Annotated in this window: 19 protein-coding genes; 13 read left to right on the top strand and 6 right to left on the bottom strand. The window is 59.5% G+C overall.

All coding sequences use genetic code 11. The features are described 5' to 3' along the window. Positions 1-19 precede the first annotated feature (19 nt). Entirely contained in the window at positions 20-1,012 is a 993-nt protein-coding gene (locus ACQKP2_RS23645; protein ID WP_427579940.1) for an alpha/beta hydrolase family protein, read from the top strand. A 94-nt stretch (positions 1,013-1,106) separates the two neighbouring features. Here the strand turns inward: ACQKP2_RS23645 and ACQKP2_RS23640 are convergent, their stop codons facing one another. Genes ACQKP2_RS23640 through ACQKP2_RS23630 form a run of 3 tightly spaced genes read right to left on the bottom strand, consistent with a single transcriptional unit; the run spans position 1,107 to position 3,563 of the window. After that, positions 1,107-1,874 (bottom strand): TerB family tellurite resistance protein, encoded by a 768-nt coding sequence (locus tag ACQKP2_RS23640; protein WP_427579938.1) that lies wholly within the window; start codon positions 1,872-1,874, stop codon positions 1,107-1,109. A gap of 1 nt (position 1,875) precedes the next feature. Further along, a complete protein-coding gene (gene murU, locus ACQKP2_RS23635; protein WP_427579936.1) occupies positions 1,876-2,547 on the bottom strand; it encodes an N-acetylmuramate alpha-1-phosphate uridylyltransferase MurU in 672 nt (223 codons plus the stop codon). Continuing rightward, positions 2,544-3,563, bottom strand: a complete 1,020-nt coding sequence (locus ACQKP2_RS23630; RefSeq protein ID WP_427579934.1) for an aminoglycoside phosphotransferase family protein — start codon at positions 3,561-3,563, stop codon at positions 2,544-2,546. The genes murU and ACQKP2_RS23630 overlap by 4 nt, the downstream gene beginning before the upstream one ends. A gap of 129 nt (positions 3,564-3,692) precedes the next feature. Between ACQKP2_RS23630 and ACQKP2_RS23625 the strand changes: the two genes are divergently transcribed. From ACQKP2_RS23625 to ACQKP2_RS23575, 11 genes are all read left to right on the top strand, one after another. Next, positions 3,693-6,506, top strand: a complete 2,814-nt coding sequence (locus ACQKP2_RS23625) for an LPS-assembly protein LptD (RefSeq protein WP_427579932.1) — start codon at positions 3,693-3,695, stop codon at positions 6,504-6,506. Next, entirely contained in the window at positions 6,481-7,803 is a 1,323-nt protein-coding gene (gene surA / locus ACQKP2_RS23620; RefSeq protein WP_427579930.1) for a peptidylprolyl isomerase SurA, read from the top strand. The genes ACQKP2_RS23625 and surA overlap by 26 nt, the downstream gene beginning before the upstream one ends. Then, entirely contained in the window at positions 7,800-8,789 is a 990-nt protein-coding gene (pdxA, locus tag ACQKP2_RS23615; RefSeq protein WP_427579928.1) for a 4-hydroxythreonine-4-phosphate dehydrogenase PdxA, read from the top strand. Before surA ends, pdxA begins: the two co-directional genes overlap by 4 nt. Next, positions 8,786-9,604: a 16S rRNA (adenine(1518)-N(6)/adenine(1519)-N(6))-dimethyltransferase RsmA gene (gene rsmA / locus ACQKP2_RS23610; RefSeq protein ID WP_427579926.1), complete on the top strand. Its 819-nt coding sequence runs from the start codon at positions 8,786-8,788 to the stop codon at positions 9,602-9,604. The genes pdxA and rsmA overlap by 4 nt, the downstream gene beginning before the upstream one ends. 119 nt (positions 9,605-9,723) lie before the next feature. Then, complete coding sequence (apaG, locus tag ACQKP2_RS23605; RefSeq protein WP_427579924.1) at positions 9,724-10,104, top strand: Co2+/Mg2+ efflux protein ApaG; 381 nt, start codon at positions 9,724-9,726, stop codon at positions 10,102-10,104. Beyond that, complete coding sequence (locus tag ACQKP2_RS23600) at positions 10,104-10,988, top strand: symmetrical bis(5'-nucleosyl)-tetraphosphatase (protein ID WP_427579922.1); 885 nt, start codon at positions 10,104-10,106, stop codon at positions 10,986-10,988. The genes apaG and ACQKP2_RS23600 overlap by 1 nt, the downstream gene beginning before the upstream one ends. Positions 10,989-11,020: 32 nt before the next feature. Next, entirely contained in the window at positions 11,021-11,350 is a 330-nt protein-coding gene (glpE, locus tag ACQKP2_RS23595; protein WP_427579920.1) for a thiosulfate sulfurtransferase GlpE, read from the top strand. Between the two features lie 297 nt (positions 11,351-11,647). Beyond that, complete coding sequence (locus ACQKP2_RS23590; RefSeq protein WP_427579918.1) at positions 11,648-13,570, top strand: PrkA family serine protein kinase; 1,923 nt, start codon at positions 11,648-11,650, stop codon at positions 13,568-13,570. Between the two features lie 204 nt (positions 13,571-13,774). Next, the gene (locus tag ACQKP2_RS23585) at positions 13,775-15,046 is read left to right on the top strand and encodes a YeaH/YhbH family protein (RefSeq protein ID WP_427579916.1); all 1,272 of its coding nucleotides are present in this window, start codon (positions 13,775-13,777) and stop codon (positions 15,044-15,046) included. Then, a complete protein-coding gene (locus ACQKP2_RS23580) occupies positions 15,043-16,605 on the top strand; it encodes a SpoVR family protein (protein ID WP_427579914.1) in 1,563 nt (520 codons plus the stop codon). The genes ACQKP2_RS23585 and ACQKP2_RS23580 overlap by 4 nt, the downstream gene beginning before the upstream one ends. Before the next feature lie 64 nt (positions 16,606-16,669). After that, positions 16,670-17,899 carry a multifunctional CCA addition/repair protein gene (locus tag ACQKP2_RS23575; RefSeq protein WP_427579912.1) on the top strand — a complete coding sequence of 410 codons (1,230 nt, stop codon included), beginning with the start codon at positions 16,670-16,672 and terminating at the stop codon, positions 17,897-17,899. Between the two features lie 176 nt (positions 17,900-18,075). Here the strand turns inward: ACQKP2_RS23575 and folK are convergent, their stop codons facing one another. Next, positions 18,076-18,594: a 2-amino-4-hydroxy-6-hydroxymethyldihydropteridine diphosphokinase gene (gene folK, locus ACQKP2_RS23570; RefSeq protein ID WP_427579910.1), complete on the bottom strand. Its 519-nt coding sequence runs from the start codon at positions 18,592-18,594 to the stop codon at positions 18,076-18,078. After that, entirely contained in the window at positions 18,585-18,941 is a 357-nt protein-coding gene (gene folB / locus ACQKP2_RS23565; protein ID WP_008051601.1) for a dihydroneopterin aldolase, read from the bottom strand. The genes folK and folB overlap by 10 nt, the downstream gene beginning before the upstream one ends. 74 nt (positions 18,942-19,015) lie before the next feature. Here folB and plsY point away from each other — a divergent pair, with 74 nt between their 5' ends. Beyond that, positions 19,016-19,585, top strand: coding sequence for a glycerol-3-phosphate 1-O-acyltransferase PlsY (plsY, locus tag ACQKP2_RS23560; protein ID WP_427579908.1), 570 nt, complete (start codon positions 19,016-19,018; stop codon positions 19,583-19,585). Positions 19,586-19,608: 23 nt separating this feature from the next. Here plsY and tsaD read toward each other — a convergent pair whose 3' ends face one another. After that, the gene (gene tsaD / locus ACQKP2_RS23555; protein ID WP_427579906.1) at positions 19,609-20,634 is read right to left on the bottom strand and encodes a tRNA (adenosine(37)-N6)-threonylcarbamoyltransferase complex transferase subunit TsaD; all 1,026 of its coding nucleotides are present in this window, start codon (positions 20,632-20,634) and stop codon (positions 19,609-19,611) included. Positions 20,635-20,757 lie beyond the last annotated feature (123 nt).

Here is a 20,757-nt window from a genome sequence, read left to right as displayed (position 1 = left end):
CTCTGGCCTGGAATATCCGATGCCCCCTGTCTACCGCCTGGCACTGCCAGCATTGTGCCTGTCGCTGATCCTGCCATGGGCTTTTTCCGTCGAAGCCGCCGATCCGGCACCCGCCACCGCGCCACCCGCCACAGAAGAAAAGCCGGTGGAGCGCATGCCGTTGCCTGAACGCAGCCAGGAAGAAGCGACAGCACTGGAGCGAGCGGTTCCGTCCCAGGAACAGCAACAACTGCAAGCGGGTGGCGACACCTTCCTGGCCTTGTGGAAACCGGCCAACACGGCAGAACCCAAGGGTGCGGTGATCATTATCCCGGGCGCAGGCGAAACCGCCGACTGGCCACAAGCGGTCGGCCCGTTGCGGCGTAAATTGCCGGACGCACAGTGGAGCAGCCTGAGTATCACCTTGCCAGACGTGCAAAGCGATGTCATTGCGCCACGCACTGTCGAAGTACCACCGGCGCCCAAGGCCCCCGATACCGCCAGCAAAGACTCGACCACGGCCGCCCCCATCGAACAGGCCGCTGGCGGTGAGACTGAAGTCGCCGACAAACCGATTGCCGAAACCGGCGAAGAAAAGGCCAAGGTCGATGGCGAACGTATTTTCGCTCGCATCGACGCGGCCATCGCATTCACTGAACAACAAAACGCTCGCAGCATCGTGCTGCTGGGGCATGGAACCGGCGCATATTGGGCCGCACGGTATTTGAGCGAGAAGCAGACAGCGCAGATCGAGCGGTTTGCCATGGTTGCCACCCAGTCACCTGCCCTGGCGAAACCGGAACTGGACGAAATCGTGCCAGCCCTGAAGCTGCCAACCGCCGACATTTTCTATGTGGACAAATTGCTGGACCGCAACGCGGCGCTTGCCCGGTTGCAGGCCAGCAAACGCTTGAAGGGCTCGGCATTCAGCCAGGTATCGCTCAAGGCAATACCGGGCGATAGCAAGGCGCAACAGGAGCAACTGGTTCGTCGGGTTCGGGGCTGGTTGAATCCGCAGAAGACCGCAAACTGACAGACCGGGTCGCCCTCATCGCGAGCAGGCTCGTTCCCACAATGGATCACCGGGATCGATGTGGGAGCGAGCCTGCTCGCGATGAGGGCTCCTGCTAGCGAAAATCCCGCCGCTGCCGAATCATCGAGTAAGCCTGATGCAACTCGCGCGTTCTCTCGGTGGCTTCGCGAACCTGCAACTCCGTCGCCCCGTTGCCGGCAATCTTGTCCGGATGATGACGACTGACCAACCGCCGATAGGCTCGCTTGATCTGCGCCGGCTCGCTGGTGGCAGAAACCCCCAACAGTCGCAGAGCGTCCTGATAGGTCATGACGCTGCTGGCCTGCGGACGTTTTTGCGGCTCATAGTCCGTCGCCAGCGCCTGCACCTGATGCGCCTTCCAGCCCAGCCATTTGCCCCATTGTGCGATCAGTTCACGCTCGCCGGTGCCAGCCCGGCCATCGGCCCAGACCATCCGCCAACAAGCACGCAACACCCCTTCGGCCGCATAGGGCTGCGAGCTCAATCGCCGCAGGTAACCGCGCAAGTTGTCGTTGCCTGACTTTCCGCGATTGAACGCAGCAATTGCCCTGCGCTGGGCCCGCTCGTTCATTTCAAGCGAACGCATTTCCTGACGCGCCTGCTGAATGTGCCCGTCAACGACCCGTCCATCGCTCTTGGCCAGCCTGCCAAGCAAAACGAACAACAGCTCATCGTTGCGCAACGCAGGTCGGCCACCGAGTTTTTCACGCAAATGCGCCCAGCTCTGCAAGTGCAGGCGCCGATCCAGCGCCTGCCCCAGCAACGCACCGAGCATGGCCCCCGGGATGCTGGCAATGGCAAAGCCCGCTCCGGCTCCAATCAGAGTCCCTGGCCACAGCATGTCAGCGGCTCGCTTCAATCAAGGCTTCGACTTCCGCCAGGCGTTCGTGAGTACCGACATCGACCCACTGCCCGCTCATGCGCTCACCGTGGACCTGACCTGCCGCCATTGCAGTGCGCAGTAAAGGCGCCAGCTTGAATGCCCCGGCGCTGCAACCTTCGAACAACTTCGGGTGCAATACTGCAATGCCGCTGTATGTCAGGTTCGCCGAACCCGGCTCGGCGTCACGAACCTGGCCATCGATCAGCTGGAAATCCCCGCTCGGATGATGGGGCGGGTTATCGACCAGCACCAGATGAGCCAGCCCGGCGATGGGCTGGTGCAGTGCGCTGAAGTCATAGTCGGTCCAGATGTCGCCGTTGACCACGACGAAGGGCTCATCGCCCAGCAGCGCCAGCGCTCGGAAAATCCCGCCACCGGTTTCAAGGGGTTCCCCTTCCGCGGAATACTCAATGGCCACGCCATAACGTGAACCATCCCCCAGATAATCTTCGATCTGCTGGCCGAGCCAGGCATGGTTGATGACGATTTCGGTGAAACCCGCCGCAGCCAGTGCGCGCAGGTGATACTCGATCAGGGGCACCCCGCCGGCGCGAACCAGCGGTTTTGGTGTGGTCAGGGTCAAGGGCCGCATGCGCTCGCCCTTGCCTGCCGCCAGGATCATTGCCTTCATGCCGTCACCCCGGCGCGCAGGCTGGCCAGAAGTACGTCCAGCTCAGCCAGTTCCGGGCGACGGGCAATCACTGCCTCTATATAGGCAAAGAAGCGCGGAACATCCGTCAGATAGCGTGGTTTGCCATCGCGGTGACAGATGCGGGCGAAGATGCCGATCACTTTCAGGTGACGCTGCACCCCCATCAAATCGCTGGCACGCAGGAAGTCTTCGAACTGCGGTTGCACCGGAATATTCAATGCCACAGCCTGCTGCCAGTAACTTTCCAGCCATCCGCGCACACGCTCCTCAGGCCAGCTGAGGAACGCATCCTTGAACAGGCAGGTCACGTCATAGGTCACCGGGCCATAGACCGCATCCTGGAAATCCAGCACGCCGGGATTCGGCTCGCTGAGCATCAGGTTACGCGGCATGTAGTCGCGATGAACCAGCACTTTAGGCTGGGCCAGAGCACTGTCGATCAGCAGATCGCTGACCTGCTGCCACAGCACTTGCTGTGCCGCGTCGAATTCGATGCCCAGTTCACGTTTCACATACCACTCGGGAAACAGCTCCAGTTCCCGGCGCAGCAACGCCACATCGTAACTGGGCAGCGGCGCAACCATCGGCAATTGCTGAAAAGCCAGCAGTGCTTGCAGCGCATCCTTGAACAAATCGTCGGCGTTTTCGCTGTCGATCACGTCCAGGTACGTCTTGTTGCCCAGGTCATTGAGCAACAGAAAACCGCGCTCGAGATCTTCGGCATAAATTTTCGGCACATTTATTCCGGATTTCGCCAACAAAAAAGCGATATCCACGAAGGGCTTACAGTTTTCCTGGGGGGGTGGCGCGTCCATCACGATGAAACTTCTACCGGCACCTTCCCAACGGAAATAACGCCGGAAACTCGCGTCGCTACTGGCCGCGGTCAATGTGGCCGGGGGGACGGCACCCCATCCCTGCTCTGCAAAAAGAATCGCCAATTGCTCATCGAGCCAAACTTTCAGGTGTTGCAAACGTACATCTTGGTCAGGCATTGAAGGGTCTCCGACGGCGCTAGCCGTCAAGCGGGTCATGCTTTATTATCCAGCATCTTTTTCAGACCATCGAGAGGCGTGCGGCCCACACCGCGGGCAGATGGCACGCAGGAAGCCCGGACTAATAAGATGGCATTGAAATCCCCCGCGTTTCGTAAAAAATTTCCGTTGTTGGTTACCGGCAGTCTGCTGGCCTTGCAACCATTGGCCACGTCTTTCGTGGTCGCCGGCGAACAGTATGACTGCTCAGTCTCTGCTTCGGGATCCTGGGACTGTGCGCCAAAGGCACCTGCAGCTGCCTTGCCACCGCGCCCCGTCCATGAGGGCAGCGCCGCCTCCGCGGCCGGAGAAGCCCCGGCCGAGAGCGGTTCCAGCGAAGAAACCGGCACCAAACCCGTCCTGGTAACCGAGTCCAAGGGCCGCGGCCTGAAGTCGCGTAGCGAAGACTACAGCCACCTCGACTGGGTTCCCCGCGAGCAGCTCACAGCAGCGCAATTGGCCGAAACCGGTCCGTACTGCTCTGGTTCCTATATCGAACCGATTCGTCCTGGCATGAATGACAAGACGAATAAAAGTGACGCGCCAACCTTTATCGGCGCCAAAGCCTCTCGCTACAAGCAGGATGAACAGGTCGCCACGCTCGCGGGTGACGTGGTCATGCGCCAGGGCAGCATGCAGGTCGAAGCCGATGAGGCCAACCTGTACCAGGCCGAGAGCCGTGGCGAGCTGGCCGGCAACGTGCGTATTCGAGACAACGGCGCGCTGATCGTGGGCGACCATGCCGACGTCCAGCTCGATACGGGTGAAGCCAAGGTCGACAACGCCGAATACGTGATGCACAAGTCCCGCATTCGCGGCAACGCGCTGTATGCCAAGCGTGCCGAGAACGCGATCATCCGCCTCAAGGATGGTACCTACACCACGTGCGAACCGAACAGCAACGCCTGGCAGCTCAAGGGCAACAACATCACCCTGAACCCGGCCACCGGCTTCGGCACCGCGACCAACGTGACACTGCGGGTCAAGGACATTCCGGTCCTGTACACGCCGTACATCTATTTCCCGATCGATGACCGTCGCCAGTCCGGCTTCCTGCCGCCGACCATCGGCACCGGCAGCGATACCGGCTTCATGCTGGTCACGCCGTACTACTTCAACCTGGCACCGAACTACGATGCCACTGTGTACCCACGCTACATGGCCAAACACGGCCTGTTGATGGAAGGCGAATTCCGCTACCTGACCAAATCCAGCGAAGGTCAGTTCGGCGCCGCGTACCTCAATGACGAAAGCAATGATCGCGATCTGCAGAGCGATTTCGACAAACAACGCTACATGTACAACTGGCAGCACAAGGGTGGCCTCGACTCGCGCGTCCTCACGCAGGTCGACTACACCAAGATCAGCGATCCCTATTACTTCCAGGATCTGCAGACCGACCAGATTGGCGTGAAAAGCAACGACTACGTCAACCAGCAAGGCTCCGTGAGCTATCGTGGCGACAGCTACATCGCGCGCATCAACGCCCAGGCTTACCAACTGGCGACCGTGTCGAACATCACGCCCTACGATCGCCTGCCGCAAATCACCCTTGATGGAATGTTGCCGTACCATCCAGATGGCCTGGACTTCACGTACAACACCGAAATCGTGCGGTTCGACCGCGATCTGCAAAACGGCAACTACACCGACGAAGACGGCAACGTGACCCCGCGCCTGGACACCAACGTTCAAGGCCTGGCCCGCGCCAACGGTGATCGCCTCAACCTTGCACCAGCCGTCGCCCTGCCACTGGACTGGACTTATGGCTTCCTCAAGCCAAAACTCAAGTACCAGTACACGCAGTACGATCTGTCCCTGGACAGCATTGGCAAAAATCAGATTGTTGCCCAGGATCAAGCTGCTGCTGCAGCCGGCACCGAAAACCTCAATGGTAATTTCGGCAGCAACCAGAGCCGGGGCGTGCCAATCGCCAGCATCGACAGCGGCCTGTATTTCGATCGCAACACCCAATGGTTCGGCAAGAACTATCGCCAGACCCTTGAGCCGCGCCTGTTCTATCTCTACGTACCCGAGAAGGACCAGACCGACATTCCGGTATTCGACACCAGCGAATACACCTTCAACTATGCATCGCTGTTCCGTGACAACCGCTTCTCCGGTTCCGACCGTGTCGGCGACGAGAACAAGCTGTCGCTGGGCGTGACCAACCGCTGGATCGAAGACAACGGTTTCGAGCGCCAGCGCATCAGTGTCGGCCAGGCGATGTACTTCAAGGATCGTGAAGTCCAGTTGCCGGGTATCGATGCGAAGACGCGCAAGGATGCACACTCCAACGTGTCTCCTTATGCGCTTGAATACGAGTATCGCTGGAACCGCGACTGGCGTACCACCGCCGACTACAACTGGGACCCGGACAGCCGCAGCCCTCGCTCGGGCAGCGCGATGTTCCACTACCAGCCTGAAGACAACCCGAACAAGGTCATCAACGCCGGCTATCGCTATCGCAATGACCAGGTTCGCTATGACCAGACCACCGGCCAATGGCAAGTGGGTGGTGGCGATTACGGCGTTCCGGGCCAACCAGGCTTCGTGAAGGACTACTACAAGATCGAACAGCATGACTTCTCGGTCATCTGGCCGGTCGTGCCGCAGTGGAACGCCATCAGCCGCTGGCAATACGACTACAACCGCAACCGTACACTGGAAGCCTTCGGTGGTTTCGAGTACGACAACTGCTGCTGGAAACTGCGCCTGATCAACCGTTACTGGGTCTCCTACGACGAATTCAGTCAGGAAGCTCCGCAAAACGAAAAAGGCGACCACGGCGTCTTCCTACAAATTGTACTGAAGGGGCTCGGCAATCTGACTGGCGCCAAGGCAGAGAGCTTCCTCGACAAAGGCATCCAAGGTTATCGTGAACGTGAAGACCAAGCTTTCTGATTGTCTGCGCCCGCTGCTGTTGGGCGCGCTGTTCCTGGGTACCGCGGCCAACGCCGCGGTACAGTCCATCGATAAAGTGGTGGCCATTGTCGACAACGACGTGGTCATGCAGAGCCAACTGGATCAGCGTATTCATGAGGTTCAGCAAACCATCGCCAAGCGCGGCTCCGCCGTGCCACCGGCCAGCGTACTGCAGCAACAGGTACTGGAACGCCTGATCGTCGAGAACCTGCAACTGCAGATCGGCGAGCGCTCCGGCATCCGCATTACCGATGAAGAACTGAACCAGGCGGTTGGCACCATTGCCCAGCGCAACAACATGTCGGTCGAGCAATTCCGTGCCGCCCTGATTCACGACGGCCTGTCCTATGAGGACGCACGTGACCAGATCCGTCGCGAAATGGTCATCAGCCGTGTTCGCCAGCGTCGCGTGTCCGAGCGCATCCAGGTCACCGAGCAGGAGGTGAAAAACTTCCTGGCTTCCGACCTTGGCAAGATGCAGCTGTCCGAAGAGTTCCGCCTGTCCAACATCCTGATTCCTACGCCGGAAAGCGCCAACTCCGACGCAATTCAGAATGCCGCCAAGCAGGCTGACGCGGTTTACCAGCAGCTCAAGCAAGGCGCTGACTTCGGTCAACTGGCCATCGCCAAATCCGCCAGCGAAACCGCGCTGGAAGGTGGAGACATGGGCTGGCGTAAAGCGGCTCAACTGCCACCGCCCTTCGATCGCCTGCTGAGCACCATGGCGGTTGGCGACATCACCCAGCCAATGCGCACCCCTGGCGGTTTCATCATCCTGAAGATCACCGACAAGCGTGGCGGTGAAACCCAGGTGCGCGATGAAGTGCATGTGCGTCACATCCTGGTAAAACCAAGCCCTATCCGCGACGAAGCGAAAACCAGGGCACTGGCCGAGTCGCTCTACAACCGCATTGCAGCGGGTGAAGACTTCGCTGAATTGGCAAAGAGCTATTCGGAAGACCCGGGCTCCGCTCTCAACGGCGGTGACCTGAACTGGATCGACCCGAACGCACTGGTTCCCGAGTTCCGCGAAGTCATGGCCAAGACCCCGCAAGGTCAGCTGTCCAAGCCGTTCAAGACACAATACGGCTGGCACGTACTTGAAGTCCTTGGCCGTCGCGCTACCGACAGCACTGCCCAGGCGCGCGAGCAACAGGCAATGACCGCACTGCGCAACCGTAAATACGACGAAGAGCTGCAAACCTGGCTGCGTCAGATCCGTGACGAAGCGTACGTTGAAATCAAACTCCCTGGCGCCGACCAGGCCGCGCAGTGAAGCCTCAACGTTTCGCACTGACACCCGGTGAGCCAGCCGGCATAGGTCCCGACCTGTGCCTGCTGCTGGCCTCGCAAGCCCAGCCACACCCTCTGATTGCCATTACCAGTTGCGGCCTGCTCCAGGAGCGGGCCGCTCAACTGGGCGTGGCTGTCGACTTGCTGCCGGTCACGCCGGACAACTGGCCGGATGCACCCGCACCCGCCAATAGCCTGTATGTCTGGGACACACCGCTGAACACCAGAGCCGTCGCCGGGCAACTGGACAAGGCCAATGCAGCCTTTGTCCTCGAAACCCTGACTCGCGCCGGCCAGGGCTGCCTGGATGGGCATTTCGCCGGGATGATCACCGCTCCGGTACACAAAGGGGTGATCAACGAGTCCGGAATCGCCTTTTCCGGGCACACGGAATTTCTCGCCGACCTGACCCATACCCAACAAGTGGTGATGATGCTCGCCACCCGCGGATTGCGCGTGGCGCTGGTCACCACCCACCTGCCCCTGCGAGAAATCGCCGATGCGATCACGCCGGAGCGCCTGGAGCGGGTCACGCGAATCCTGCACACCGACCTGCAAGAAAAATTCGGCATCGCCCAGCCACGCATTCTCGTCTGCGGGCTCAACCCCCATGCCGGCGAAGGCGGGCATCTGGGCCATGAAGAAATCGATATCATCGAACCCACATTAGAGCGCCTGCGCGGCGAAGGCATGGACCTGCGCGGTCCCCTGCCCGCCGACACGCTGTTTACCCCCAAATATCTGGAGCATTGCGACGCAGTGCTGGCGATGTACCACGACCAGGGCCTGCCCGTGCTGAAGTACAAAGGCTTCGGCGCAGCGGTCAACGTGACCCTCGGCTTGCCGATCATTCGCACATCGGTCGACCACGGCACCGCCCTTGATCTGGCCGGCAGCGGCAAGATCGATACCGGCAGCCTGCAAGTCGCCCTGGAAACCGCCTACCAGATGGCCGAGACCCGTTTATGACCGAGCAATACCAACACCGCGCGCGCAAGCGCTTCGGCCAGAACTTTCTCCATGATGCCGGCGTCATCGACCGCATCCTGCGCTCCATTCATGCCAAAGCCGAAGACCGCATGCTGGAAATCGGCCCTGGCCAGGGCGCATTGACCGAAGGCCTGCTCAGCAGCGGTGCCCAACTCGACGTCGTGGAGCTGGACAAGGACCTGGTTCCGATCCTCAACCAGCAGTTCGCCGGCAGGAGCAACTTCAACCTGCATCAGGGTGATGCGCTGAAGTTCGACTTCACGACCCTGAACGCCGCGCCGAACAGCCTGCGCGTGGTGGGTAACCTGCCTTACAACATTTCGACGCCGCTTATTTTCCATCTGCTGCACAACGCTCATCTGATTCGCGACATGCACTTCATGCTGCAAAAGGAAGTGGTCGAGCGTCTGGCGGCAGGGCCTGGCGGTGGCGATTGGGGCCGCCTGTCGATCATGGTTCAGTACCACTGCCGGGTCGAGCATCTGTTCAACGTAGGTCCGGGCGCGTTCAACCCGCCGCCCAAAGTCGATTCGGCCATTGTGCGCCTGGTGCCGCATGCCGTACTGCCATATCCGGCCAAGGATCACCGGTTGCTGGAGCGGATCGTGCGCGAAGCCTTCAACCAGCGTCGCAAGACCCTGCGCAACACCCTCAAGCAGCTCTTGAGCAATGCTGAAATCGAGGCCGCCGGTGTCGACGGCAGCCTGCGCCCGGAGCAACTCGACTTGGCCGCTTTCGTGCGCCTGGCCGACAAACTGAGCGAACAATCCCCGCTCCCGTCATCGGACGCCTGACAGCAGCGTTATCGGGTAGGACACAGGCGCCCATGTCTGGTTTACTACCCGATACTTGGCCTAGACTGAACTTCATCAGCTATGCCCCGCTTCCCGCTTGGTTTTTTAAGGCCTCTTGCATGTCCGATCCTCGTTATCAGGTCGACGTCAGCGTCGTCACCCGCTATCTGGCAGAACAATCGCAACCCGAACAAGAACGCTTTGCCTTCGCCTACACCATCACCGTGCGAAACAATGGCCTGATACCGGCCAAACTGTTATCTCGGCACTGGGTGATCACCGATGGCGACGGACATGTCGAAGAGGTTCGGGGGGCAGGCGTGGTTGGCCAGCAACCGTTGATCGAGGCAGGCAAGAGCCATACCTACAGCAGCGGCACTGTCATGACCACCAAGGTGGGTACCATGCAGGGTAGCTATCAGATGATCGCCGACGACGGTAAACAGTTCGATGCCATCATCGCGCCCTTTCGCCTGGCAGTGCCTGGAGCCTTGCACTAATGGCCACGTACGCCGTAGGCGACCTGCAAGGCTGCCTGCAAGCCCTGCAATGCCTGCTCAAGCAAGTCGCGTTTGATCCGAAAAAAGATCAACTGTGGCTGGTCGGCGACTTGGTCAACCGGGGCCCGCAATCGCTGGACACCCTGCGTTTCCTCTATAGCATCCGCGAATCGCTGGTCTGCGTACTCGGCAACCACGACCTGCACCTGCTGGCGGCCGGACAGAACATCGAACGCCTGAAAAAAGCCGATACCCTGCGCGAAATTATCGAAGCGCCGGATTGCGCCGACCTGCTGGACTGGTTGCGCCAGCAAAAACTCCTGCATTACGACGAACAACGCAATGTGGCGCTGGTACACGCCGGCATCCCGCCACAATGGTCGCTACGCAAGGCCCTGAAGCACGCCGCAGAAGTCGAAACCGCCTTGCGCGACGACAACCTGTTTGCCCCTTACCTCGATGGCATGTATGGCAACGATCCGGCGAAATGGGACAACGACCTCAAAGGTGTGGCACGCCTGCGGGTGATCACCAACTATTTCACCCGCATGCGCTTCTGCACGGCCGAGGGCAAGCTCGACCTCAAGAGCAAGGAAGGCCTCGACAGCGCGCCGCCGGGCTACAAGCCGTGGTTCCAGCACGCGGAACGCAAGACCAGGGACCTGAAGATCATCTTCGGCCACTGGGCCGCACTGGAAGGCAAGGTCCTTGAACCGGGCATCTCGGCCCTGGACACCGGTTGCGTCTGGGGTGGTGCCCTGACCCTGATGAATGTCGACAGCGGTGAACGCCTGTCGTGCAAATGCGATGAACATGGCCACGCCGCCCAGCCGCCAGTCGCCCAATCCAAATCCGAACCCTTGTCAGCCAGCGCCCCGCGCTAGACTGCGATTTCAGCCGAGCTACAGGAACCGTCATGAGCGAATTCAAACGTATTGCCCCGGAACAGGCCCACGCCCTGCGAGCGCAAGGCGCCGTTGTGGTCGATATCCGCGATCCGCAAACCTATGCACTGAACCACATCGCCGGCTCAACGCATCTGGACAACCATTCGGTTTCGGAATTTATCCGTAACGCCGACCTCGATGCCCCAACGGTGGTGGTGTGTTATCACGGCAATTCCAGCCAGAGTGCCGCCGCCTACCTGATCAGCCAAGGCTTTTCCGACGTGTACAGCATGGACGGCGGCTTTGAGTTGTGGCGTACGACTTATCCTTCGGAAACAGCGCAAGGCACTCACGAATAATTTTTTTGTAACACGCAAGCCCCCGGCGCGCGCGGGCTGGCGCGGTGGCAGACGAACGGTCTGCCACAACTAATTGCGCATCTCGCCTTTACCTCCCGAATTCCCAACTATCCTTAAGCGCAGGCCATCCAAAACAGGGGAGAGCCGGTACACCGGCGCACGGATCATCGGGAGTAGCTTTCGGGGTCATCGCCTTCGAAAGATTTCTGGGGGGTAAACAGCGACCGCCTGTTCGGTTGCTGCCAGCATCGACTGAGTGATCCGGCGTCGGCTCCACGTATCGAGCGAGGTGACGTCATGAGTATCTTTAGCCACTTCCAACAACGTTTCGAGTCCACACGCCAGGAAGAACTCACACTGCAGGAGTACCTGGAACTGTGCAAAAAGGACCGTAGCGCCTACGTTTCCGCCGCCGAGCGTTTGCTCCTGGCCATCGGTGAACCGGAGCTGCTCGACACCTCGACCAATTCGAGGCTGTCGCGAATATTCTCCAACAAAGTGATCCGCCGCTATCCGGCCTATGAAGACTTCCACGGGATGGAAGAATGCATCGACCAGATCGTGTCGTATTTCCGCCATGCCGCTCAGGGCCTGGAAGAGAAGAAGCAGATCCTCTACCTGCTCGGCCCTGTCGGTGGCGGTAAATCGTCCCTGGCCGAAAAGCTCAAGCAACTGATGGAAAAAGTGCCCTTCTATGCCATCAAGGGCTCGCCGGTTTTCGAATCTCCCCTGGGTCTGTTCAACGCCACCGAAGATGGCGCGATCCTTGAGGAAGACTTCGGCATTCCACGCCGTTATCTCAATACGATCATGTCGCCATGGGCGACCAAGCGCCTGGCCGAGTTCGGTGGCGATATCAGCCAGTTCCGCGTTGTGAAACTCTACCCGTCGATCCTCAACCAGATCGCCGTGGCCAAAACCGAGCCGGGAGATGAAAACAACCAGGACATCTCGGCACTGGTGGGCAAGGTCGACATCCGCAAACTGGAGGAATACCCACAGAACGACGCCGACGCCTACAGCTACTCGGGGGCCCTGTGCCGGGCCAACCAGGGCTTGATGGAGTTCGTGGAAATGTTCAAGGCACCGATCAAGGTGCTGCACCCACTGCTGACCGCCACCCAGGAAGGCAACTACAACAGTACCGAAGGTCTTGGTGCGATTCCGTTCACCGGGATCCTGTTGGCCCACTCCAACGAATCGGAATGGCACACCTTCCGCAACAACAAGAACAACGAAGCCTTCATCGACCGGATCTACATCGTCAAAGTGCCGTACTGCCTGCGGGTCAGCGATGAAGTGAAGATCTACGACAAACTGCTGTTCAACAGCTCGCTGGCCAAGGCCCATTGCGCACCCGACACCCTGAAAATGCTCGCCCAGTTCACCGTGCTGTCGCGCCTGAAGGAGCCGGAAAACTCCAACATCTACTCCAAGATGCGCGTGTACGACGGTGAAAACCTCAAGGACACCGATCCGAAAGCCAAATCGATCCAGGAATATCGCGACAACGCGGGTGTCGACGAAGGCATGAACGGCCTGTCGACCCGCTTTGCCTTCAAGATCCTGTCGAAGGTCTTCAACTTCGATCCCCACGAAATCGCCGCCAACCCCGTGCATCTGCTCTACGTGCTGGAGCAGCAGATCGAACAGGAACAGTTCCAGGCGGAAACCCGTGAACGCTACCTGCGCTACCTCAAGGAATACCTGGCACCGCGCTATATCGAATTCATCGGCAAGGAGATCCAGACCGCCTACCTGGAGTCTTACAGCGAGTACGGCCAGAACATCTTCGATCGCTACGTGCTGTATGCAGACTTCTGGATCCAGGACCAGGAATACCGCGATCCGGAAACCGGCGAAATACTCAACCGTGTAGCGTTGAACGAAGAGCTGGAGAAAATCGAAAAACCGGCCGGTATCAGCAATCCCAAGGACTTCCGCAACGAAATCGTCAACTTCGTGCTGCGCGCCCGAGCCAACAACAACGGCAAGAATCCAACCTGGCTCAGCTACGAAAAACTGCGCGTGGTCATCGAGAAGAAAATGTTCTCCAACACCGAGGACCTGCTGCCGGTCATCAGTTTCAATGCCAAGGCCAGCAAAGAAGACCAGCAGAAACACAACGACTTCGTCACACGGATGGTCGAGCGGGGCTACACCGACAAACAGGTACGACTGCTGTCCGAGTGGTATCTGCGGGTCAGAAAATCGCAGTAACCCGCCGCCGGCAAGACCGGTTGTCGTCAGCCCGAGGCCTGTTTGCGCATTTTCTGCTACACAGGCCTCAGGAAGGTGTCCGAAAGCCGGTAGCGAGACTGAGGCAGTATTCGCAGCGCTTGGGGGAGCGTGCTTGTCCCTCGGCACTTGGTTTGCTGCTGCTTGAGCGCTCGCCCCTTTCGGGACAGCTTCTAAGGAGCAGTCATGAGCTATGTGATCGACCGACGTCTCAATGGCAAGAACAAAAGCACGGTGAACCGCCAGCGGTTTCTGCGGCGTTACCGTGACCACATCAAAAAGGCTGTCGAAGAGGCGGTCAGCCGGCGCTCCATTACCGACATGGAGCACGGCGAGCAAATCAGCATCCCCGGCCGCGACATTGATGAGCCGGTGCTTCACCATGGCCGCGGCGGCAAACAAACGATCGTGCACCCCGGCAACAAGGAATTCACCAGCGGCGAGCACATTGCCCGCCCACCTGGAGGTGGCGGCGGCCGAGGCCCCGGCAAGGCCGGTAACTCGGGCGAAGGCATGGACGAGTTCGTCTTCCAGATCACTCAGGAAGAATTCCTCGAATTCATGTTCGAAGACCTGGAACTGCCGAACCTGGTCAAGCGCAACCTGACCGGCACCGACACCTTCAAGACCGTTCGCGCCGGCATAAGCAACGAAGGCAATCCGTCGCGAATCAACATCATCCGCACGCTGCGCTCAGCCCATGCACGGCGCATTGCCCTGTCGGGCAGCAGCCGGGCGAAACTGCGCGAGGCCAAGGAAGAACTTCTGCGACTCAAGCAGGAAGAGCCGGACAACTTCGGCGATATTCAGAATCTTGAGGCAGAAATCGAAAAACTCAGTGCGCGCATTCATCGCGTACCGTTTCTCGACACCTTTGACCTCAAATACAACCTGCTGATCAAACAACCCAACCCCAGCTCGAAGGCGGTGATGTTCTGCCTGATGGACGTTTCCGGCTCCATGACTCAGGCCACCAAGGATATAGCCAAGCGTTTCTTTATCCTGCTGTACCTGTTTCTCAAGCGTAACTACGAAAAAATCGATGTGGTGTTCATCCGCCACCACACCAGTGCCCGCGAAGTGGACGAAGAGGAGTTCTTCTATTCCCGCGAAACCGGCGGCACCATTGTTTCCAGCGCCTTGAAACTGATGCAGGAGATCATGGCCGAGCGCTACCCGGCCAATGAGTGGAATATCTATGCCGCCCAGGCGTCCGACGGTGACAACTGGAACGATGACTCCCCCATCTGCCGCGACATCCTGATCAACCAGATCATGCCGTTCGTGCAGTACTACACTTATGTTGAGATAACCCCGCGCGAACATCAGGCGCTGTGGTTCGAGTACGAGCGCATCGCCGAAGCCTTTTCTGACACTTTTGCCCAACAGCAACTGGTCTCGGCCGGGGATATCTACCCGGTCTTCCGTGAACTCTTCCAGCGCAGGTTAGTGACATGACCGCCAAAGAGCAGAAGCGCCAACCCATTTCCACCGGCTCCGAATGGACGTTCGAGCTGATCCAGGCCTACGACCGCGAAATCAGTCGTATTGCCGCTGGCTACGCACTCGATACGTACCCAAACCAGATCGAAGTGATTACCGCCGAACAGATGATGGATGCCTACGCTTCCGTCGGCATGCCGCTGGGTTACCACCACTGGTCCTACGGCAAACACTTTCTCAGCACGGAAAAATCCTACACACGTGGCCAGATGGGGCTGGCCTACGAAATCGTGATCAACTCCGACCCGTGCATTGCCTACCTGATGGAAGAAAACACCATCTGCATGCAGGCGCTGGTGGTGGCACATGCCTGCTATGGCCATAACAGCTTTTTCAAGGGCAATTACCTGTTCCGCACCTGGACCGACGCCAGCTCGATCATCGATTACCTGGTGTTCGCCAAGCAGTACATCATGCAATGCGAAGAGCGCCATGGCATCGACGCGGTCGAGGACTTGCTCGACTCCTGCCACGCCCTGATGAACTACGGCGTCGACCGTTACAAACGCCCCTATCCGATTTCCGCCGAAGAAGAACGCCGCCGGCAGAAGGACCGGGAGGAACACCTGCAGAAGCAGATCAACGACCTGTGGCGCACCATTCCGAAAGGCGCGGACAAGTTCAGCGACAAGGACAACGCGCGCTTCCCCGCCGAACCGCAGGAAAACATCCTGTATTTCATCGAGAAACATGCGCCGCTGCTGGAACCCTGGCAGCGGGAAATCGTGCGCATCGTGCGCAAGATCGCCCAGTACTTTTATCCACAACGCCAGACTCAGGTCATGAACGAGGGTTGGGCCACGTTCTGGCATTACACCCTGATGAACGACCTGTACGACGAAGGCCTGGTCACCGACGGTTTCATGATGGAGTTCCTCACTTCGCATACCAGCGTGGTGTTCCAGCCCGGCTTCGACAGCCCCTACTACAGCGGCATCAACCCCTACGCGCTGGGTTTTGCCATGTACCGCGACATTCGTCGCATGTGCGAGGAGCCCACGGAGGAAGATCGCCGCTGGTTCCCCGAAATTGCCGGCAGTGACTGGCTGTCTACCATCAAGTTCGCCATGAGCAGCTTCAAGGATGAAAGCTTCATCCTGCAGTATCTGTCACCCAAAGTGATCCGCGACCTGAAGCTGTTCAGCATTCTCGACGATGATCAGAAAGACGACCTGCTGGTTCCTGCCATTCACGACGAAGGAGGCTATCGAATCATCCGTGAAACCCTCGCCGCCCAGTACAACCTGGGCAATCGCGAGCCAAACGTGCAGATCTACAGCATCGACCGCCGCGGCGACCGCTCCCTGACCTTGCGTCACCAGCAACACGACCGCAAACCGCTGGGAGAGTCCACCGAGGAAGTGCTCAAGCACCTGCATCGCCTCTGGGGCTTCGACATCCATCTGGAAACCCTGCAAGGGGAACAGGTGATGAAAACCCATCATGTTCCGCCCAGGAGCGAACACGGCGAAGGCGACTACGGTCGGCTGGACCTGGCTGTCATTCATCTTTGATTCTGCGTGTGCCTCCGCAAGCTCGATACAACGGTTATCCTGTCGAGCTAACGGAGGTTTTTTTATGCGGATCTATAAAGTCGGCGGCGCCGTGCGTGATCGCCTGCTGGGCATACCGGTCACCGACATCGATCGGGTTGTGGTCGGCGCCACCACCGAAGAAATGCTCGCCAAGGGGTTTCGCCCGGTCGGGGCAGATTTCCCGGTGTTTCTTCATCCCAAGACCGGTGAGGAATACGCCCTCGCCCGGACCGAACGCAAAAGCGGACGCGGCTATGGCGGCTTCACTTTTCACGCCAGTCCCGAGGTAACCCTCGAAGAAGACCTGATCCGCCGCGACCTGACGATCAACGCGATGGCCGAGGACGATCAACAGAACCTGACCGACCCCTACCACGGGCAACGTGACCTCGAGGCGCGCATTCTGCGCCACGTTTCCCCTGCATTTGCGGAAGATCCCCTCAGAGTCCTGCGGGTTGCCCGCTTTGCGGCGCGCTATGCCGAGCTTGGTTTTAGCGTGGCCCCACAAACACTGGACTTGATGCGCCAGCTCAGTGAGTCTGGCGAACTCCAGGCACTGACAGCGGAACGCAGCTGGAAAGAAATATCCCGCGCCCTGATGGAAAACCAGCCTCAGGTATTCATTGAAGTGCTGCGCGCATGCGGCGCGCTGAAAGAATTGATACCGGAAGTGGATGCCCTGTTTGGCGTGCCGCAACCGCAAGCCCATCACCCCGAAATCGACACAGGCGTACACACCCTGAGCGTGCTGGAACAAGCCGCGCAGCACAAACAACCCTTGACCGTGCGCTGGGCTTGCCTGTTGCATGACCAGGGCAAAGGGCTGACGCCGGAGGATCAATGGCCACGGCACATCGCCCACGAGTTCAAGGGGCTGAAACTCATAAAGGCAGTGAACGAAAGGTTCAAGGTGCCGAGGGATTGCCAGGAATTGGCGTTGCTGGCAGGCGAATATCACACCCACGGTCATCGCGCCCTGGAACTCAAGCCATCGACACTGCTGGAGCTGCTGCAAAGCTTCGACGTTTATCGACGCCCGCAACGGTTCGAGGAATTCATCGCGGTGTGCGAGATGGACGCCCGTGGGCGCAAGGGGCTGGAGCAGAGAAGTTATCCACAGGCAGATTACCTGCGCGGCGCGGCAAATGCGGCACGCAGCGTAGCGGTTCAGCCATTGCTGGAAAAGGGATTCAAAGGCCCGGAACTGGGCGAGGCCATCAAGCGTGAGCGACTCAAAGCGTTGAAGGCCTACAAGGAAAGTGCGTTGGGCTGAAGCGCTTCGTTGTAGGAGCCAGGCTTGCCGGCGAAGGCGGTCTTCAGGCCGCCTTCGTTGCAGGTGCGAGCAATGCAGCGACCCGGCTTGCCCGCGAAGACGTCAGCAGCCTCACAACAAATCCGTAGGAGCGAGCGATGCGGCGACCCGACTTGCCCGCGAAGGCGCCAGCAATGTCACAACAAATTCGAAGGTGTCAGCTGCTCGCCACGCCACTCGAACGCCACTGGCGCCAGTACCTGATCAATCTGCGCTTCACGCCACAGGCTCGCAAAGCTTTTGCCTGCACCTGGATGTATCCGATCCGGCGCAATCAACGACAATGGCCACAAGACAAAGGCATTTTTCAGAATTTCTGCCCGAGGCAGAATCAGTCCGTTGAAATTGCCCAACAGATCGCCATACAGCAGAACATCGATGTCCAGCGGCAACCCCTTGCGATCCGGCGCGTAGCGACCATTGTCGGCTTCGATGAATTTCAGCCGCCGATCCAGCTCCATCAGCGGCAGATCGGTGTAGGCCGACACCACGAAATTGAAGAATGGCCCACTTTTGATACCCACCGGCTGACTTTCGAAGACGGGCGAACAGCGGATATCCACCAGAAAAGCCGCCAGGGCATCCAGACCAGACTGCAAATGGGCTTCACGCTCGATATTGCTACCGAGCCCCAGAAAAACCTGAGTCAGCGACATCCGCGCTCGATCTCCACGCCTACACCACCGGTAGCGGCCGGAACTGCGCCAGGTTTGGTCAGCTTCAGACGCATCCAGGTAATCTTGAACTCGCTCATGAGCACTTCGACCAGACGCTCGGCAAAGGTCTCGACAAGCTGGAATTGCGCCTGCTCGGCAAAGGCCTGGATGCGTGACGAAACACTCGCGTAATCGAGCGCCAGGGTCAGGTCATCACCAGCGGCTGCCGGACGATTATCCCAGGCGAAACTCAGATCAAGACGCAAGCACTGTCGGATGCCTCGCTCCCAGTCGTAGGCACCGATCACGGTGTCGACTTCCAGGCCCTCGATAAACACTCTGTCCAAGCACTTTTCTCCGCTACACGACAAGGGCGCAATGCGCCGTTAGAATCAGGGCGTCCTCGCCCGGAATGGTTAGCATGTTTTGGTTACTGGCGATCCTCGCCTACCTGCTCGGCTCTCTGTCCTTCGCCATCCTGCTCAGTCGCCTGACCGGCAACCCCGATCCTCGAATGAGTGGCTCGGGTAATGCCGGTGCCACCAACATGTTGCGTCTGGCAGGCAGAAAACTCGCCATCCTGACCTTGCTCGGCGACCTCTGCAAAGGCCTTCTTCCTGTGCTGATCGCCGGCGTTGCAGGCCTTTCGCTACAGGATCAGGCCTGGATCGGCGTCTGTGCCGTCATCGGCCACCTGTTCCCGCTGTACTTCCGTTTTCGTGGCGGCAAAGGTGTCGCCACCGCCGCCGGCATGTTGTTCGGCCTGTATCCACCCGCCGCCCTGCTGGCCGTCTGCGCCTGGCTGCTGACGTTCTACCTGACTCGTACCAGTTCGCTGGCTGCCCTTATCGCCACACCACTGACCCTGCCACTTCTGGCCTGGCAGGAGCCGGCGGCCCTGCTTCCCATGAGCGCGCTCACGGGAATGATTGTCTGGCGCCACCGCGGCAATCTACGCGACCTGTTCGCCGGGCGCGAACGGCATTTTTAGATACCCCTCACCCGCAACACTCGTCACAACGCGGACAATTGCTCCATCGGCCAGCGCGCCTGAACGCTGATGGCCAGACTTTCCTGCTGACCGGCCTGCAATCGCTGGCAGCCTGCAAAGGCAATCATTGCGCCGTTATCGGTACAGAACTGTGGCCGGGCATAAAAAACACTGCCTTTCATGTCGCCGAGCATTTTTTCCAGCGAAGACCGCAACGCCCTGTTGGCGCTCACGCCGCCTGCGATGACGAGGCGCTTCATACCGGCAGCCTTGAGGGCACGCTTGCATTTGATCGTCAAAGTCTCCACCACGGCCTGCTGGAACGCCAGCGCGATGTCGCAACGGGCTTGCTCGCCGTCGTCCCCGGCGTTCACACACTGCTGCCAGGTGTTCAGCGCGAACGTCTTCAAGCCGCTGAAGCTGAAATCAAGGCCGGGACGATCACACATCGGACGCGGGAAGACGAATCGTCCCGCAACGCCTTGCTCTGCCAGGCGAGCGATTTCCGGACCGCCCGGATAATTGAGGCCCATCATCTTCGCCGTCTTGTCGAAGGCTTCGCCCGCGGCGTCGTCCAGCGTCTCGCCCAACAAGGTGTACTGACCGATACCGTCGACCTGCACCAGTTGCGTATGACCGCCGGACACCAACAAAGCGACGAACGGAAATTCGGGAGGCTGCGACTCCAGCATCGGTGCCAGCAAGTGGCCTTCCATGTGATGCACGCCCAGCGCGGGTATTCCCCAGGCAAAGGCCAGCGCCTGGGCGCAGGAAGCTCCCACCAGCAGGGCACCGACCAGGCCGGGCCCTGCGGTATAGGCGATGGCGTCGATCTCGGTTGGCACGCAGTCGGCTTCGGCCAGCACCTGACGAATCAGGGGCAGCATGCGCTTGACGTGATCGCGCGAGGCCAGCTCCGGCACTACGCCGCCGTAGACACGGTGCAGGTCGATCTGACTGAATAGTGCATCGGCCAGCAGACCGCGCTCACTGTCGTAAAGTGCGACGCCGGTTTCGTCGCAGGACGTTTCTAATCCCAGTACTAGCATGGGTTTGCGCCTTGTTTAGGCTGAATTCGAAGAAGAGGCGCCGAAATCCGCCACGCCGGCCAAACGCGAACCAGCGGAGGTGCACTGATGAGCGACATTATCCGCCGCGACCCGCGCGCCGAA

The sequence above is a fragment of the Pseudomonas sp. NPDC089569 genome (assembly GCF_050280625.1).
In the GTDB taxonomy this organism is placed as follows: Bacteria; Pseudomonadota; Gammaproteobacteria; order Pseudomonadales; family Pseudomonadaceae; genus Aquipseudomonas.
Note: the sequence above shows the minus strand (reverse complement) of the source record. Positions and strands in the feature narration are given on the sequence as shown.

Excerpts from the sequence above, each read along its gene's own strand:
- ACQKP2_RS23645 (WP_427579940.1), top strand. The coding sequence starts at position 20 with ATGCCCCCTGTCTACCGCCTGGCACTGCCAGCATTGTGCCTGTCGCTG.
- ACQKP2_RS23640 (WP_427579938.1), bottom strand. The coding sequence starts at position 1,874 with ATGCTGTGGCCAGGGACTCTGATTGGAGCCGGAGCGGGCTTTGCCATT.
- murU (WP_427579936.1), bottom strand. The coding sequence starts at position 2,547 with ATGAAGGCAATGATCCTGGCGGCAGGCAAGGGCGAGCGCATGCGGCCC.
- ACQKP2_RS23630 (WP_427579934.1), bottom strand. The coding sequence starts at position 3,563 with ATGCCTGACCAAGATGTACGTTTGCAACACCTGAAAGTTTGGCTCGAT.
- ACQKP2_RS23625 (WP_427579932.1), top strand. The coding sequence starts at position 3,693 with ATGGCATTGAAATCCCCCGCGTTTCGTAAAAAATTTCCGTTGTTGGTT.
- rsmA (WP_427579926.1), top strand. The coding sequence starts at position 8,786 with ATGACCGAGCAATACCAACACCGCGCGCGCAAGCGCTTCGGCCAGAAC.
- apaG (WP_427579924.1), top strand. The coding sequence starts at position 9,724 with ATGTCCGATCCTCGTTATCAGGTCGACGTCAGCGTCGTCACCCGCTAT.
- ACQKP2_RS23600 (WP_427579922.1), top strand. The coding sequence starts at position 10,104 with ATGGCCACGTACGCCGTAGGCGACCTGCAAGGCTGCCTGCAAGCCCTG.
- glpE (WP_427579920.1), top strand. The coding sequence starts at position 11,021 with ATGAGCGAATTCAAACGTATTGCCCCGGAACAGGCCCACGCCCTGCGA.
- ACQKP2_RS23590 (WP_427579918.1), top strand. The coding sequence starts at position 11,648 with ATGAGTATCTTTAGCCACTTCCAACAACGTTTCGAGTCCACACGCCAG.
- ACQKP2_RS23585 (WP_427579916.1), top strand. The coding sequence starts at position 13,775 with ATGAGCTATGTGATCGACCGACGTCTCAATGGCAAGAACAAAAGCACG.
- ACQKP2_RS23580 (WP_427579914.1), top strand. The coding sequence starts at position 15,043 with ATGACCGCCAAAGAGCAGAAGCGCCAACCCATTTCCACCGGCTCCGAA.
- ACQKP2_RS23575 (WP_427579912.1), top strand. The coding sequence starts at position 16,670 with ATGCGGATCTATAAAGTCGGCGGCGCCGTGCGTGATCGCCTGCTGGGC.
- folK (WP_427579910.1), bottom strand. The coding sequence starts at position 18,594 with ATGTCGCTGACTCAGGTTTTTCTGGGGCTCGGTAGCAATATCGAGCGT.
- plsY (WP_427579908.1), top strand. The coding sequence starts at position 19,016 with ATGTTTTGGTTACTGGCGATCCTCGCCTACCTGCTCGGCTCTCTGTCC.
- tsaD (WP_427579906.1), bottom strand. The coding sequence starts at position 20,634 with ATGCTAGTACTGGGATTAGAAACGTCCTGCGACGAAACCGGCGTCGCA.